Origin of the sequence: Scytonema sp. PCC 10023 (genome assembly GCF_963920835.1) — a bacterium.
GTDB lineage: Bacteria > Cyanobacteriota > Cyanobacteriia > Cyanobacteriales > Nostocaceae > Kalymmatonema.
In genome coordinates this window covers 167,270-180,959 of the sequence record NZ_CAWUDP010000001.1, presented here as the reverse complement: position 1 = coordinate 180,959, position 13,690 = coordinate 167,270, and the positions used below count along the sequence as shown (strand labels likewise).

General features: G+C 43.0%; 14 protein-coding genes. 8 read left to right on the top strand and 6 right to left on the bottom strand.

The window, feature by feature from the left end; translation table 11 throughout:
* Positions 1-302: 302 nt before the first annotated feature.
* The 5 genes from ACM0OZ_RS00860 to nifB all read right to left on the bottom strand — a co-directional run bounded on the left by ACM0OZ_RS00860 (position 303) and on the right by nifB (position 5,054).
* Positions 303-659: a group I truncated hemoglobin gene (locus ACM0OZ_RS00860; RefSeq protein ID WP_414580855.1), complete on the bottom strand. Its 357-nt coding sequence runs from the start codon at positions 657-659 to the stop codon at positions 303-305.
* A 193-nt stretch (positions 660-852) separates the two neighbouring features.
* Positions 853-1,755, bottom strand: coding sequence for a Fe-S cluster assembly protein NifU (nifU, locus tag ACM0OZ_RS00855; protein ID WP_414580853.1), 903 nt, complete (start codon positions 1,753-1,755; stop codon positions 853-855).
* Positions 1,756-1,836: 81 nt separating this feature from the next.
* Positions 1,837-3,048 (bottom strand): cysteine desulfurase NifS, encoded by a 1,212-nt coding sequence (gene nifS, locus ACM0OZ_RS00850; RefSeq protein ID WP_414580852.1) that lies wholly within the window; start codon positions 3,046-3,048, stop codon positions 1,837-1,839.
* Between the two features lie 64 nt (positions 3,049-3,112).
* A complete protein-coding gene (locus tag ACM0OZ_RS00845; RefSeq protein ID WP_414580850.1) occupies positions 3,113-3,463 on the bottom strand; it encodes a DUF362 domain-containing protein in 351 nt (116 codons plus the stop codon).
* A gap of 136 nt (positions 3,464-3,599) precedes the next feature.
* The gene (gene nifB / locus ACM0OZ_RS00840) at positions 3,600-5,054 is read right to left on the bottom strand and encodes a nitrogenase cofactor biosynthesis protein NifB (RefSeq protein WP_414580849.1); all 1,455 of its coding nucleotides are present in this window, start codon (positions 5,052-5,054) and stop codon (positions 3,600-3,602) included.
* A 1,126-nt stretch (positions 5,055-6,180) separates the two neighbouring features.
* Between nifB and ACM0OZ_RS00835 the strand changes: the two genes are divergently transcribed.
* The 8 genes from ACM0OZ_RS00835 (at position 6,181) to ACM0OZ_RS00800 (ending at position 12,589) form a co-directional block, all read left to right on the top strand.
* Positions 6,181-7,125 carry an NAD(P)-dependent alcohol dehydrogenase gene (locus ACM0OZ_RS00835; RefSeq protein WP_414580848.1) on the top strand — a complete coding sequence of 315 codons (945 nt, stop codon included), beginning with the start codon at positions 6,181-6,183 and terminating at the stop codon, positions 7,123-7,125.
* Positions 7,126-7,905: 780 nt separating this feature from the next.
* Positions 7,906-8,670, top strand: a complete 765-nt coding sequence (gene cysE, locus ACM0OZ_RS00830) for a serine O-acetyltransferase (protein ID WP_414580847.1) — start codon at positions 7,906-7,908, stop codon at positions 8,668-8,670.
* 2 nt (positions 8,671-8,672) lie between these two features.
* On the top strand, positions 8,673-8,918 hold the full coding sequence (locus tag ACM0OZ_RS00825; protein WP_414580845.1) for an Asr1405/Asl0597 family protein: 246 nt from the start codon (positions 8,673-8,675) through the stop codon (positions 8,916-8,918).
* Positions 8,919-9,105: 187 nt separating this feature from the next.
* The gene (locus tag ACM0OZ_RS00820; RefSeq protein WP_096571503.1) at positions 9,106-9,303 is read left to right on the top strand and encodes a DUF2949 domain-containing protein; all 198 of its coding nucleotides are present in this window, start codon (positions 9,106-9,108) and stop codon (positions 9,301-9,303) included.
* A gap of 857 nt (positions 9,304-10,160) precedes the next feature.
* On the top strand, positions 10,161-11,297 hold the full coding sequence (gene nifV, locus ACM0OZ_RS00815; RefSeq protein ID WP_414580843.1) for a homocitrate synthase: 1,137 nt from the start codon (positions 10,161-10,163) through the stop codon (positions 11,295-11,297).
* Positions 11,284-11,568, top strand: a complete 285-nt coding sequence (locus tag ACM0OZ_RS00810; RefSeq protein WP_414580841.1) for a nitrogen fixation protein NifZ — start codon at positions 11,284-11,286, stop codon at positions 11,566-11,568. Before nifV ends, ACM0OZ_RS00810 begins: the two co-directional genes overlap by 14 nt.
* A 79-nt stretch (positions 11,569-11,647) precedes the next feature.
* On the top strand, positions 11,648-11,851 hold the full coding sequence (nifT, locus tag ACM0OZ_RS00805) for a putative nitrogen fixation protein NifT (protein WP_073635418.1): 204 nt from the start codon (positions 11,648-11,650) through the stop codon (positions 11,849-11,851).
* A 183-nt stretch (positions 11,852-12,034) separates the two neighbouring features.
* Positions 12,035-12,589, top strand: coding sequence for a (2Fe-2S) ferredoxin domain-containing protein (locus ACM0OZ_RS00800; protein ID WP_414581047.1), 555 nt, complete (start codon positions 12,035-12,037; stop codon positions 12,587-12,589).
* A 65-nt stretch (positions 12,590-12,654) separates the two neighbouring features.
* Here ACM0OZ_RS00800 and add read toward each other — a convergent pair whose 3' ends face one another.
* A complete protein-coding gene (add, locus tag ACM0OZ_RS00795; protein WP_414580839.1) occupies positions 12,655-13,686 on the bottom strand; it encodes an adenosine deaminase in 1,032 nt (343 codons plus the stop codon).
* Between the last annotated feature and the right edge of the window lie 4 nt (positions 13,687-13,690).

Genomic DNA, 13,690 nt, shown 5'->3' with positions numbered 1-13,690 from the left:
GATCGCTCTACCCCTAAAACAAAACAAAGCAAGAACATCGATTTCCTCGTTAAATTTCTATTTGTTGTTTGTCCTACCCTTCAAGAAGCCCTCCGGGCATCTATGTCATTTGTCGTGACTCATGACCAATAAGCATAGGACGAGAAAACTTGACAATTAGTATTTAATGTGCATTAGCCTGAAACACCAAGTAGGACTTGAGGTGGTTATTCGTCAACAATCAATGCGTAGGTTCTACATCATTCTTCGCTTTGCGCTTACGCTAGTTGCTTGGGTGGAGAAACCCGCCTGCAACACTGGTCTCACTTGTTCAAAATAGAGTCCTTCAAACTTGAGACGCGAGCAAGTGCAGCGTTTGTGTCCTCTGACGACACTCCAACCTGAGCAAGTGACTCACCAAGGTGCTTCGCAATAGCATCGAAGTGTTGTTGCTGCAGATTCATACCCGTGTGTACTTTTTCCATTTGACGACCGCTGTATTGGTTCGGACCATCAAAAATCTGGGAGAACAAAGCAGCTTGATGACGGCGCTGTTTGTCCATATCTGTATTAGCGAAAAAGTGGTTCAGGGTGTTGTCAGCCATGACACGTTTGTAGAAATCATCGACGATTTGATCAATACCCTGCTGTCCGCCAAGTTTGTCGAATAATGTGCTCATATCCTTTTCCTTTGAAGCGAGTTGGATATCGAAATTGGCACGCTCGTGCGCTTAATACCACTAATGTGTTCTCAGTACAGCGCCTTGCGGTTTGTTGTAAGCAGGACTTAAGCATTGATGATTGACAATTATATGAGTCACATCCTACTTGGTGTTTCAGGCTAATGCATATTACGGTCTATTTATAAGACTTCTAAAGCAAAGGCTCAACCGCTTCTACGACAAGGTCTTTGCTTACGCGATCGCGCAGTCTTGCTTCAATCGCAACCTTGAGTGTTGCTGTGCTGCTAGAACAAGAACCACACGCACCTTGCAGCAGAACTTTCACAGAATTGCCTTGTATGTCATACAGTTCCACATCACCCCCGTCGGCGATTAAAACGGGTCTGACTTCTTCATCTAGAACTTTTTGAATCAGTGCAATCTTTTGCACCGGCGTCAGCAGTTTTTCGGCTTGCTGGCTAACCGTATTCTGTTTCAAGGAAGTCCTGACAGGGGCAGCAGATTCTTTATGCACAGATGCAATTATATCATCAATCGTTGCCAGACAAGATCCGCATCCGCCACCGGCTTTGACATAATTTGTGACTTCTTCGGCAGTGCTAAGATTATTTTCTACAATTACACGCCGAATTTTTGTATCGCTGATGCCAAAACAGGTGCAAATCAGTGCTCCTTCATCATCGTCTTCATGGACATCGTGAGCAATGCCTCGGTAGTTATAGATAGCTGCTTCTAGCGCTTCTTGTCCCATTACCGAGCAATGCATCTTTGCAGATGGTAATCCCCCAAGGTAGTTGGCAATATCTTTGTTAGTCACATTGAGGGCTTCGTCTAGAGTTAAACCCTTGATTAAATCCACTAGAGCTTCTGAAGATGCGATCGCGCTCGTGCAGCCAAAGGTTTGATAGCGAGCATCGACGATTTTGTCGGTTTGTTCCTCAACTTTCAGGTGTAGTCTCAGGGCATCTCCGCAAGCAATGCTACCTACTTCACCAACAGTAATTTTGATTCCAGGTTCGCTGTTGTCTTCCAAAACCCCTTGATTTTTGGGATTGTAGAAGAGATCCATGACTTTATCTGTATAGTCCCACATAGCCTTTACTAGTTACAAGTGATAGCGTGATAAATGCTTTGACAGTGCTGAGTTGGATAAACCAAAGTAGGAAATTGTGACTCAGGACTTAGTGAGTAGTGCTTGCTCTTGTTGTTGCAGCCAATTCGCTTGATCACTCTTGAAGGGCGAGAGGGCGCGTAGACGTTCTACAACACTAGGCATCACCGATAAAACTGCATCAATTTCGGCTTCTGTGGTATAACGGCAAAGGCTGAAGCGGATGGAACCATGCAAGATGGTGTAAGGTAAACCCATCGCTCGCAAAACATGAGAGGGTTCTAGAGAGCCAGAACTGCAAGCAGAACCAGATGAGGCACAAATGTTGTGTTTGTTGAGGTGGAGGAGAATTGCTTCACCTTCAATGTACTTGAAGCCAATGTTGGTGGTGTTTGGCAGTCTGTGGGTTGGATCACCGTTGACTTCGCACTCAGGAATTGTGGCGATTAAAGTTTGTTCAAGGCGATCGCGCAACCGCTTTTCTCTGGTTGTCGCTTCTTCTAGATGAAATAATTCTAATTCAGCTGCTTTGCCTAATGCAACTATTCCTGGAACATTTTCTGTTCCCGCTCTTCTTCCGCGCTCTTGTCCTCCGCCAATCAGCAGGGGGCGGAACCGAACTCCGCGCCGCACGTATAATGCACCAATTCCTTTCGGAGCATGGATCTTATGACCAGACATGGTGAGTATATCAATGGTGCTTGTCTTCATGTTCAAGGGGATTTTCCCCACTGCTTGCACCGCATCGACATGGAAGAGTGCGCCACGCTCTTTCGCCCGCAACCCAATCTGCTCTATTGGGAAAACGGTTCCGGTTTCGTTATTGGCGTACATAATCGTCACCAGCGCGGTGTTACCCGTCAGCGAGGCTTCGAGTTCATCGAGATCCAACTGTCCCTGACGATTCACCGACAAATAGGTAACGCTGTAACCCTGGGTTTCCAATTGTTTGCAGACATTCAGCACCGCTGGGTGTTCCACTTGTGTGGTGATGATGTGTCGCTTTTCTGGTTGCGCCAACAGTGCTGCTCGAATGGCGGCGTTATCTCCCTCGGTACCACAACTGGTAAAGATAATTTCTGATTCATCAGCACCGAGGAGGGCGGCGACTTGTTCTCGTGCTTGTCTAACCGCTTTGCCGACTTGTCCACCAAAGGTGTGCATGCTGGAAGGGTTTCCGTAGTAATCCCTCAAGTAGGGCAGCATTGCCTCTATAACTTCTGGATCTACCTTCGTGGTGGCATTATTGTCGAGATAAATGCAGTCTTTTTGCATTGCTTCCAATTTTACGTGATAACAACTAAGAATGAGAGGAATGTTTTTTATCAAGGACTGTTGATTAACGTTCAATTCCATCAGGAATTGAAACCTTTTGTAATTGCTGTGATAACTTTTGGGAATAAACGTTAAACCAGTTATCCCAATAATCTTGTTTTTTTGTTAATTTTGTTACTACTTTATTGTAAGTGTGAAACCAGGACTCCCAGTAATCCTTACGCTCTATGACGGAACCATCGTAGGTGGGACAAGTAGCCACACACTGAGGGACGCTGTAAGCAGTTCCATTGCAGTTTGTGCAGAGGTTGGGGTCAATCCAGTGCTGTCCGTTCACTATTTTGATTGCACCAGTAGGACACGCGGAAAGACATAGGTTGCAGGAAATGCACTTGCTGGTAATTTTGTAAGCCATGACTATTCCCTTTACTAAATTTGTAGATTGTGGATTGGGAATTGGGTACTGGATAATGGTAATTGAGGAAAAAAGTAAAAAGTTAAAAGTAAAAAGTTACAAATATTCTTTTGACTTTTGACTTTTTACTTTTAAATTACTTCTGTTGTTCCTGTACGTATTGCTTGTAAAATTCCAAAGCCACCTTTTCAATCACGTCGTAGCTTTCAACCACCTCAATTCCGAGTTGATGCAATTTTTCCTTTGGACTGTCACCAATCTTGGAAACCAACACTGCTTTGCAATCAGCGATCGCTTGGATGATATTTTCTAGAGTGGCTTTCTCTCCGTATCCGCCTTGGCAATAGTGGTCAACTTTGCGATGACCGATAAAGCGAGTTTGATTGCCATCGACTTCGTAAATCTGGAATTCTTTGGCATGACCGAAGTGCTGATTAACCAATCCGCTGCCCTTAGTCGCGACTGCAACTAGGATTTTTGGACTATTTTGTACAGCTTCTACAGCAGTCAGAGCCTTTTGTTTGGCTAGTTTCAGTTCTTCTTGGAACTTCTCAATACCTGCATGAACTTCTTGGCGTTTTTGAAGGTCATATTCAGGAGCCATTTCCATGATTTTGGCTTTCGTAAATTCCTGGCTGCGGTCTTCACCCAAAAGACCTACTGCATCCGCACGGCACTGACGGCAATGACGCATCATCTTCATATTACCACCACAGTTATCTTGCACTGTCTGCAGTTCTTTTGGTGTAGGACCGCGCTGACCAGTCAAACCGAAGTGAGTGCCGTGTTCTGGTGCGGAAATCAGCGGCATAATGTTGTGAATGAATGCGCCTTTGGAGCGAATGACCTTATTCACTTCTGTCAGGTGCTCATCATTAATTCCGGGAATCATCACCGAGTTGACTTTGCACAAAATATCGGCTTCTTTGAGGGCTTGCAATCCTTCCATCTGCTTTTCGTGCAGAATTTTTACCCCTTCGATGCCTCTGTAACGCTTGCGCTTGTAGTGAACCCAAGGATAAATCTTTGCCCCAATTTCTGGGTCTACCATATTAATGGTAATTGTAACGTGGTCGATATTCAGTTGTTTGATGCGGTCAACATACTCAGGGAGCATTAAACCGTTAGTTGACAGACAAAGCTTGATATCTGGCGCTTTCTCAGCAATCAACTCAAAAGTGCGGAAAGTTTGTTCTGGATTCGCTAGTGGATCGCCAGGACCTGCAATTCCCAACACCGTCAATTGAGGAATCTTACCTGCAATCACTAAAGCTTTGTGCGCTGCTTCTTCCGGAGTTAGCAACTCGCTTACCACTCCAGGACGGCTCTCGTTAGCACAGTCGTATTTACGGTTACAGTAATTGCATTGTATGTTGCAAGCAGGGGCGACTGCAACGTGCAACCTTGCGAAGTGGTGATGAGCTTCTTCGCTGTAGCAGGGATGATTGGCAATACGTTCTTTAAGTTTTTCATCCATTTCCACAGTGGTGCTGCTATCGCTGCATCCGGTGCCGCAACCACTGGATTTTGCTTTGGTAGAAGTTGGGGAACCAACTGATGGGGTAATGCGTCCTGTAGAGGGTGATGTCATTGAATCTCGCATGCATATCGGGTACTAACGCTGCCACTGTGGAAGATGCTATAGCGACTCTGTTTTGTCTGTGTTTTGTCAGGAATGGAAGCCGCGTCTTGTACTTACGCTGTCAACCCAAGGAACGCAAGGGCTGGTGTGTGTCAACGCTCTTGGACTTGGGGAGGACTAGCGGGTCAAGCCACGACTTCTGTTCACAGGGGCATGGTGCTATCTCATCCCTCCACTCACTCCGAAGCGTTGTTTTTGTTTGCGCTTGAAGTGTTGGCGATATAAGTTTTATATCAGTCGTCTCAAACGAGGGCAGCGCTTGTGTCCTGGATAGAATTTATTGGATTGATTAGATTTGTACTCAAAACCGAAAACCCTCACCCTTTCGGCATTTGAGGACTCAAAAAGATTTTTTCTGGGTAGGGGTACTAGAATTTTTGGGTTGGGGTTCGAGTATTTATGGAAATAGGGACAAGTATTCGTGTACTCAGAGCAAAGTCAATCCCAGTAAGGATTTGAGTAAAATTTTAGCTTTTTTTTAGCTTTTCCGACTTGTACTCAAAGGCTGATTTAGCAAGACTCCGAGCACTGCCCCAAGGGAGATTTTGACTTTGGAAATCTGGAGTAAGTTACGGAGACTGACTCCAGAAATTTGCGAAATTCAATTCTGTATACAGAATATCATTTTTTCAAAGGAAAAAATGCAATTCAAACTTTTTTAATTTTTGCTGTGTTCACTAGTATCAGTTCATAAATTTTTCTCATCCATTTGGGCTGGAACATAGGCACAAACAAGGAATCACATTGTTTTTTACGGATGATTAATAGAATTTTATCTCAATTAACTGAGTTTTAGCATATAGAAAAAGATGTTTTTTAACGTAGATTTGGTCTTAAGTGAAGAAAATCATGATTATTGGTTCTGGATGCGCAGGAAAGTCTATCCTCGCGCGCAGCACCGTAAGGCACTGGCTTAACCATCAATTATTAGTTAATAGTAAACAGTTATCCATTCATCCTACCCCCATTGCAAGACCGTGAGATACAACAACAGGTGAAAAGCTACAGCAGTGTACTATACACTGGAAAAATGTTTTCCTAATTCAGCAGGAATCAGGGTACCAGGAAGAAACCTATGAAAGCAGTTGTTATCCGTGAGTATGGCTCCCCTGAAGTGTTGCAGTACCAAGAGGTGGAGCCGCCGAAAATTAAGCCCGACCAATTACTCGTCAAAGTTCGTGCGACTTGCGTTAATCCGGTTGATTGGAAAATCCGCAAGGGAATGTTGAAATTGATCACGGGTAACAAATTCCCAATGATTTTGGGGTTTGATTTGTCGGGAGATGTGGTGGAGGTGGGCTCACAAGTGACGCGCTTCAAGCCAGGAGACGCAATTTACGGAAACGTTGGTTTATTGGGAGGAGCTTACGCAGAACTTGCAGCCGTCCCAGAAAAATCTGTCGCCCTGAAACCGACGAACATGACTTATGAAGAAGCAGCCTCTGTACCCGTAGCAGCCCTCACAGCCCTACAAGCCATGCAAGACTTAGCCCATATCCAAGTAGGACAAACCGTGCTTATCAATGGCGCTTCTGGCGGTGTAGGCACTTTTGCTGTGCAAATTGCTAAGGCTTTGGGAGCAGAGGTCACCGCAGTTTGCAGTACAAAAAACATAAACTTGGTGAAATCTTTAGGAGCAGACCACGTCATTGATTACAGCCAAGAAGATTTTACTCAAGGCACGGCGCAGTACGACATTATTTTGGATGCGGTTGCTAAGCAGTCGTTTTCTAGTTGTAAACAAGTTTTAAAAGCCAAGGGAATTTATGTAAATACGCTCCCTACGCCGGAAACCATTGTGCAAAGTGTATTGACAGCGTTTATTCCTGGTAAAAAAGCTAAATTTATCTTAGAAACACCTAGGAGTCAGGACTTGCTTTACCTGAAAGAGTTGATTGAGGCTGGTAAAATTCGTTCTGTGATTGACCGCACCTTTCCCCTACAAGAACTAGCTGCTGCTCATGCATATAGCGAAAGCGAGCGAGCAGTGGGCAAAATAGCAATTGCAGTTGCGGGTTAACGTGTCAAAGTTTTGTAAAAACTATCAGAATAGAAGTCTGAGGGGAGGAACGCCGCTCTGGGACTGGGTACTAGGTACTGGGGACTGGGAAGATGTTCCTACTTTCCTTTGGGCAGGGTTTGAATCCTCGTCCATAATCCTCCCATCCCAGTCCCTAATCCCTAATTGCCAATCCCCAGTTCAAATACAGGCTTTTGCAAGAAATCTATCATGCACTAAATGCATAATTACGTTGCATTTTATTCATATCTAATGGTCAAGATGCCTGTCGCCAAGGATAAAATAGGTATAACAGTTAAGCAAACTACAATTATAAATATACAAAATAGTATCTATACTTACAGACAAAAACTGTTAGGCAAAATAGCTTCGCTTGTCTTTTCTCAATTGTAGGAATACAATAATAAATAGTAACTCGATATACAGAATTTTTACTTTTCATCTTGTTCGCGTGTTGTTTGAGTACAAGTGAACAGTTGTTAATTTATGCAAAAATTTCTTGCCTAAATCGCATCAAAGTCTTACAGGCAAGTCAATTGATATTGAGTACAGAAATACTTATCCCCCTCCCCCATAAATTCCAGTACCCCGATCCTGAAAATACTAGTACCCCTACCCTAAGAGAAATTTTAAATTTGCGTTACATCAAGGTTTAGGGCTGGTGAGTACAGCCTTAATCAATCCAATAAATCCAATCGGCGTCGGATTTAAGCTGTCTTTGCAAACACCTGATATAAGCAGAGAACGTACCACACGGTTATTTTCAAAAAACCAGTACCGATGCAACAGCCATTCGACCACATAAGGAATTCAAAGATTGCAAAAATGTTGGGTGATTATTCCAACCTGTTTTTTGCAATGCTTTCTGGCATTTCTTTTGAGCCAGTATTGACTGATTTTCGCATCATATTTGAACGAGATCCAGCAGCATGTCATTGGCTGGAGGTCCTGTTTTGTTACCCTGGATTGCACGCACTATGTTTGCATCGCATTGCTCATTGGTTGCACCGCCGTGGAGTGGCTTTTATCCCCCGTTTCATTTCTCACTTGGGACGGTTCCTTACAGGAATTGAAATTCACCCAGGTGCAGAGATTGGCAAAGGCGTGTTTATCGACCACGGTATGGGTGTTGTTATTGGCGAAACCGCTATTGTGGGAGACTACACACTGATTTACCAGGATGTCACCCTTGGCGGAACTGGAAAAGAAAGTGGTAAACGCCATCCTACCTTGGGCAAAAATGTCGTTGTGGGAGCAGGTGCGAAAGTCTTAGGCAATATTGAGATTGGCGATCGCGTCCGCATCGGCGCAGGTTCGATTGTTTTGCGGAATGTCCCTGACTATTGCACTGTTGTGGGAATCCCGGGGCGGATTATTTCGAGCAAACAGGGCGAACAGGTTTCTCCTTTAGAACATGGAAAACTACCTGATTTAGAAGCTGAAGTGTTTCGCTGTTTGCAGGAACGTATTGAGCAACTCGAACAAAAGCTGCAAACCCTTACAAGCCAAACAAAGGAAAAAGAACTGGTGACAAAGGAACATTAACTATGTTGCAATCCCGTAATTTTCAAACCACAGGCGAGCATATTTTGCAAATTCCTATGAGCGATCGCTTTTCAATTTATCACCGCTTGCAAGAGTTGATGATTCCCTGTTGGTGTCTCTCTGATGGTTCTTTGCGGGTGCAAGTGAATAGTTGTTTAACAGCGATTCTTGTCCGTAGTACCGTACTGCAATTTATGGCAAGTCGCCAAGAATTAATCGATTGGCTAGAAAGATGTTGGCAGCTTTGAATTTTTGACTACCTCAATTCAGGCAAATCTGAAATAAGAAGTATGAAAACAGGTGTGAAGTGTGACAACAAGTATGAAGGTGAAATATAAAGATTTTTATCCTACCTTCTAGGAAGCTCTCCAGAGGGCGTCTAGATTCTTTATTCTTAAACCTTTATACTTCGTTCTTTTTGTGAAAACTTGTATTATGGCGAATTGTCACAGTGATATAAAATTCATTGATTTTTTACAATCTGAGTTCGCACTTTCAACTGTCGATATTGCTGTAGCACTACGCAAACACGAGTTAGATAATAGCCCCTTAGCAATGCTTCTTTGGCAATATGGTTTAGTGGACATACAACAGTTAGAACGCATTTTTGATTGGCTGGAAGAGCAAGTTTAAGCAATCCAGAATGACAAATAGCAATCATAGCAAGTATCTTACTCTTGCTATAAATGTGTCATTTTAATGAAGGATAGCTTAGGAATTTTGTCCTTTTTATTAGTCATTTCTACTACACAGTAACCAATAAAAAAATTGAAAAACTAGGGAGGACATGACGATGATTTCTACTTTAATTGCCGGATTAAGCATCTTGTTTTTTTCAGGAATGGCTAATACATATTTCAGCCAAAGGCTATTTTCTGACACAGAATTTTCACCTGATGATAAAAAATCGTAGTTGATACTAAATTCTTGTTTTAAGCCATACAGATAGAACAAGAATTATCAACTATAAATTAGAGATGGTGAATTATGAATAGTGATATTTTTGATGAGAACTCAGAACGCAGAATTCAGAATAAGTGAATATGCCTACGAATTCATTCCAGGCATTTGACAACGAAAATGTGATTCATCGACCTGTAAATTTATAACGGTTTTCAATTGGGTGCAATACATCAAAGAATTAACGAACCGCAATGGACAAAAGATTGGACGCAGATGTAGACGCCCCAAAGGTGGTGAGACAGCGCTGCAGGAGGGTTAGCCCGAACTCACAGCGACTGCGTAAGCGCAAAGCGCAGGCTCCTTCATGTGCGCAGCGTCTCCGTTCGCCCTTGGTGTGCCGCAGGCATAGGAGATACCCGAAGGGCTTAAGGCAGGGTACTTCTACTTGCTCCGGATGATAACAGCTATAGTTGCTGTGCATTCTGGCTCAACACCCAATCGGTAAAAAACCATTTTGAGTTCTTACCGTACGAGTTCTGAGTTCTTTTTTCGTCATCATTCATCATTATCCAAGAGGTTTTTACAAGATGAATCAAGTCTTAATAAATGACACAACATTGCGCGACGGCGAACAAGCAGCAGGAGTTGCCTTCAACTTAGAGGAGAAAGTTGCGATCGCCAAATTTCTTGATGCGATCGGCGTTCATGAAATAGAAGTCGGTATTCCGGCGATGGGTGAGCAAGAAACACGAGCAATCTCGGCAATTGCTGAGATGGGTTTGCAAGCCAAACTGCTTGGCTGGAACCGCGCGGTGATTTCTGATATCCAGGCTTCTATGGCTTGTGGTTTGAAGCGAGTGCATATTGCTATTCCCGTTTCTGGAATCCAAATTACTGCCAAATTTCACGGTCAATGGCGGGTAACTTTGCAACAACTTAAAGACAGTATTAGTTTCGCCGTTGATAAAGGTCTTTGGGTCGCTGTAGGAGGAGAAGATTCTTCCAGAGCTGATGAAAGCTTCCTCCTAGACGTAGCACAATATGCCCAAGAATGGGGTGCATCGCGGTTTCGCTTCTGTGACACGGTAGGTATTCTTGACCCCTTCACCACATATGCGAAAGTAAGACGACTGGTGACGGCTTTGTTAATTCCCGTAGAAGTCCACACCCACAATGATTTTGGTCTAGCAACTGCCAATGCCCTTGCTGGGATCAAAGGTGGAGCTTTATCGGTGAATACAACGGTGAATGGGTTGGGTGAAAGAGCTGGAAATGCAGCTTTAGAAGAAGTTGTCATGGCTCTCAAACGTATTTATGGCGTTAATGTTGGTCTTGACACTCCTCGTTTATTAGAACTGTCTCGACTTGTTGCAGCAGCATCAGGGAGCAATGTACCGCCTTGGAAGGCAATTGTGGGCGAAAATACCTTTGCTCACGAAGCAGGTATTCATGCTCACGGCGTTCTGCAAAACCCGATGACTTACGAACCGTTTGCTCCTGAAGAGGTTGGGTGGGAACGACGTTTGGTTGTGGGTAAGCATTCTGGTAGGCATTTGTTGTCTAGTGTGCTACAGCAGCATGGCATTTTTTTGAACTCGCAAGAAACTCAATCTGTGTTGGAGGTGGTACGACAAGAGTCGGTACAGAAAAAACGTAGCTTAACCGTGCAGGAACTATTGAATTTGGTACAAGAACAACAGAGGTATTCTCATGCGGTCAGATGAATTAGAGCTAGAGCAGCCACCCGCCTTTAACATCGGTGATAAAGTCCGACTTCGCAAAATGATCAAGAACGATGGTACTTTTCCCGGTCAAGAAATTGGGGTCATCTTGGCAAAAAAGGGAGATATCGGCTACGTCGCTAGTATAGGCACCTATTTACAAAGGTCGTATATCTATGCTGTGCATTTTTTGGAGAGAGGATTTGTTGTCGGTTGTCTTAAAAAAGAATTAGAACCTGTTGACAAGGAACAAGAAGTCGTTGAAGAAGCCTAGCAAACTTCTTTTCCTGAACAGAAATTAAGACATTTCACTAATACATTAATATCACCACTAGTAAGCGGGAAAACTAGAGATGAAAGTCATGCTACGTCATAATGCTGCTGGAGCTTTGATTGCTTACGTTGCTAAAAAAGACCTTGAAGAAGAAGTTGTTAAACAAACGGAAGGAGCAGAAGGCAAGATTTTTACTTTAGCAAATGGTTGGGAATTAGCATTTACCAACTTGCCAGATCCGCTACAGTTACCCCAGACTTATGAGGCTAAACGTCTCTCGTAACTTAACGCTTGTCACCTCTAAAAGGGGAATTCAAAATTCAAAGCTCAAAAGAAGAATTTTTAATTGATGATTTTGAATTTTGAATTTGAGTGTCAGCGACTGTCCTTTGGAAATGCAAATGACTCATTACAAAGGACGATTTACATGAAAATAAATACGAAAAAGTTTACGATTTTAAATAACATGAGTCATCATTACCTAAAATTATCTGAATTTAACCTTGAGGGACAGTTTATTGGCTTTGTAGGTGAGACTCCTGGAAAATTTAAATACCTGCAATTGGCATTAGAATCCGAGAATGTGCAAATTAAAATCCCTAAGGAGTTGCGTCAATTTCTCAGTTTATCCCTAGTTCCTGGTGAGCAAATTCGTGTATTTGGTATTAGTAAGTTAGACACACATACAGGCGAAATCAAACTAAAAGCTTTTGGGGTGACACCAATTGGTGTTTGTCCAAATCAAGAAATCCCCCTTCAACAACGAAAGTCTCCTCCCAAAGCCAAGATTTTAGTCTGTCAAAAATCTGGTTGTATAAAGCGGGGTGGAAAAAGTTTCTTATCAGAATTAGAAAAGATGTTGTCTGATCATGGTTTGTCTGACCAAGTTATCATTGAGCAAACTGGCTGTTTTAAATGTTGTAAAAGCGCACCTAATTATATTTTGCAAATTGGGACAAAAGAATATAAAAAGATTCACCCTGAGGCTATTGTATCTTTATTGCAAAGTTACTTGAGTTAAGCTGCCGATGGTGTAGAAGACACAGAACCCCGACTTCTCTAAGAAGTCGGGGTTCTTGTTTACTACTATAGTAAAAACGCTTGCCACTGAGCACGATACATGACTTTTTCCGCTTCGCTTAAAAAACTGGCTTCAAGTGTATTAAGATTCAACTGCCAAAGTTCTTCCCAGGAAAAGCCTTGAGCTGCAAGCGTCAGATACTCCTTATTTAAGTTGGTGGAAAACATCGGCGGATCGTCGGAATTGAGCGTGCAGTATAGTCCGGCATCAATCATTTTACGAATTGGATGCGGTTGATCAGGCGGTACAATACCTAAGCAGTAGTTACTTTGTGGTGAGACTTCAAGTGGTATTTGACTGCGACGTAGTTCCTCAACGAGTTCTGGATCTTCTAAACATCTAATCCCGTGTCCGATGCGTTCTGCTTGCAAACTTTTGATCGCACCACGAATACTTTCCGGTCCGTCAGCTTCGCCAGCATGGGCGACCACTCGAAGTCCTTGTCTTTTGGCTTCCTGATAAGTTTCAGCAAAACCCTCTGGTGGATTTCCTGGTTCTACTCCACCCAAACCAAGACCAATAAAAATTCCTTTTTCCTGACCTTTAAGGGCAAACTCTAAAACTTTGGTTTGTGTGTCTGGGTATTCCCGCGAGATATCAGCAATAAACTTCACACGGCTGTTGTATTTAGCTTCGCCTGCTGCAATTCCGGCAGCTAAGGCAGCAAGTAATTCATCATCAGTTAATTTTTGAGAATGTAGCGAAACACTCAGAAAAACTTCGCTGTAGCGAATATTTTGTTCTGATTGATACTTGATGAATCGCTCTATCATCAAGTTATAATCGTCAGGTGCTTGTATACACTCGCTTGCAGTAGTATAAACCTGAATAAAATGATTAAAATCACGAAACTGGTAGAATTTTTTCCATTCATCAAGTGAGGTAACAGGTAATTCCACTTGATTCCGCTGAGCCATTTCATAAATGGTTTCTGCATCAGTTGCACCTTCAAGATGCACGTGAATTTCTACTTTCGGCATGGCTTGAAGGCGATGAGCTAGTGTTGAAGAAATCGGCATAGAAGTATCAGATAGCATAAGA

Excerpts from the sequence above, each read along its gene's own strand:
- ACM0OZ_RS00860 (WP_414580855.1), bottom strand. The coding sequence starts at position 659 with ATGAGCACATTATTCGACAAACTTGGCGGACAGCAGGGTATTGATCAA.
- nifU (WP_414580853.1), bottom strand. The coding sequence starts at position 1,755 with ATGTGGGACTATACAGATAAAGTCATGGATCTCTTCTACAATCCCAAA.
- nifS (WP_414580852.1), bottom strand. The coding sequence starts at position 3,048 with ATGCAAAAAGACTGCATTTATCTCGACAATAATGCCACCACGAAGGTA.
- ACM0OZ_RS00845 (WP_414580850.1), bottom strand. The coding sequence starts at position 3,463 with ATGGCTTACAAAATTACCAGCAAGTGCATTTCCTGCAACCTATGTCTT.
- nifB (WP_414580849.1), bottom strand. The coding sequence starts at position 5,054 with ATGACATCACCCTCTACAGGACGCATTACCCCATCAGTTGGTTCCCCA.
- ACM0OZ_RS00835 (WP_414580848.1), top strand. The coding sequence starts at position 6,181 with ATGAAAGCAGTTGTTATCCGTGAGTATGGCTCCCCTGAAGTGTTGCAG.
- cysE (WP_414580847.1), top strand. The coding sequence starts at position 7,906 with ATGCAACAGCCATTCGACCACATAAGGAATTCAAAGATTGCAAAAATG.
- ACM0OZ_RS00825 (WP_414580845.1), top strand. The coding sequence starts at position 8,673 with ATGTTGCAATCCCGTAATTTTCAAACCACAGGCGAGCATATTTTGCAA.
- ACM0OZ_RS00820 (WP_096571503.1), top strand. The coding sequence starts at position 9,106 with ATGGCGAATTGTCACAGTGATATAAAATTCATTGATTTTTTACAATCT.
- nifV (WP_414580843.1), top strand. The coding sequence starts at position 10,161 with ATGAATCAAGTCTTAATAAATGACACAACATTGCGCGACGGCGAACAA.
- ACM0OZ_RS00810 (WP_414580841.1), top strand. The coding sequence starts at position 11,284 with ATGCGGTCAGATGAATTAGAGCTAGAGCAGCCACCCGCCTTTAACATC.
- nifT (WP_073635418.1), top strand. The coding sequence starts at position 11,648 with ATGAAAGTCATGCTACGTCATAATGCTGCTGGAGCTTTGATTGCTTAC.
- ACM0OZ_RS00800 (WP_414581047.1), top strand. The coding sequence starts at position 12,035 with ATGAGTCATCATTACCTAAAATTATCTGAATTTAACCTTGAGGGACAG.
- add (WP_414580839.1), bottom strand. The coding sequence starts at position 13,686 with ATGCTATCTGATACTTCTATGCCGATTTCTTCAACACTAGCTCATCGC.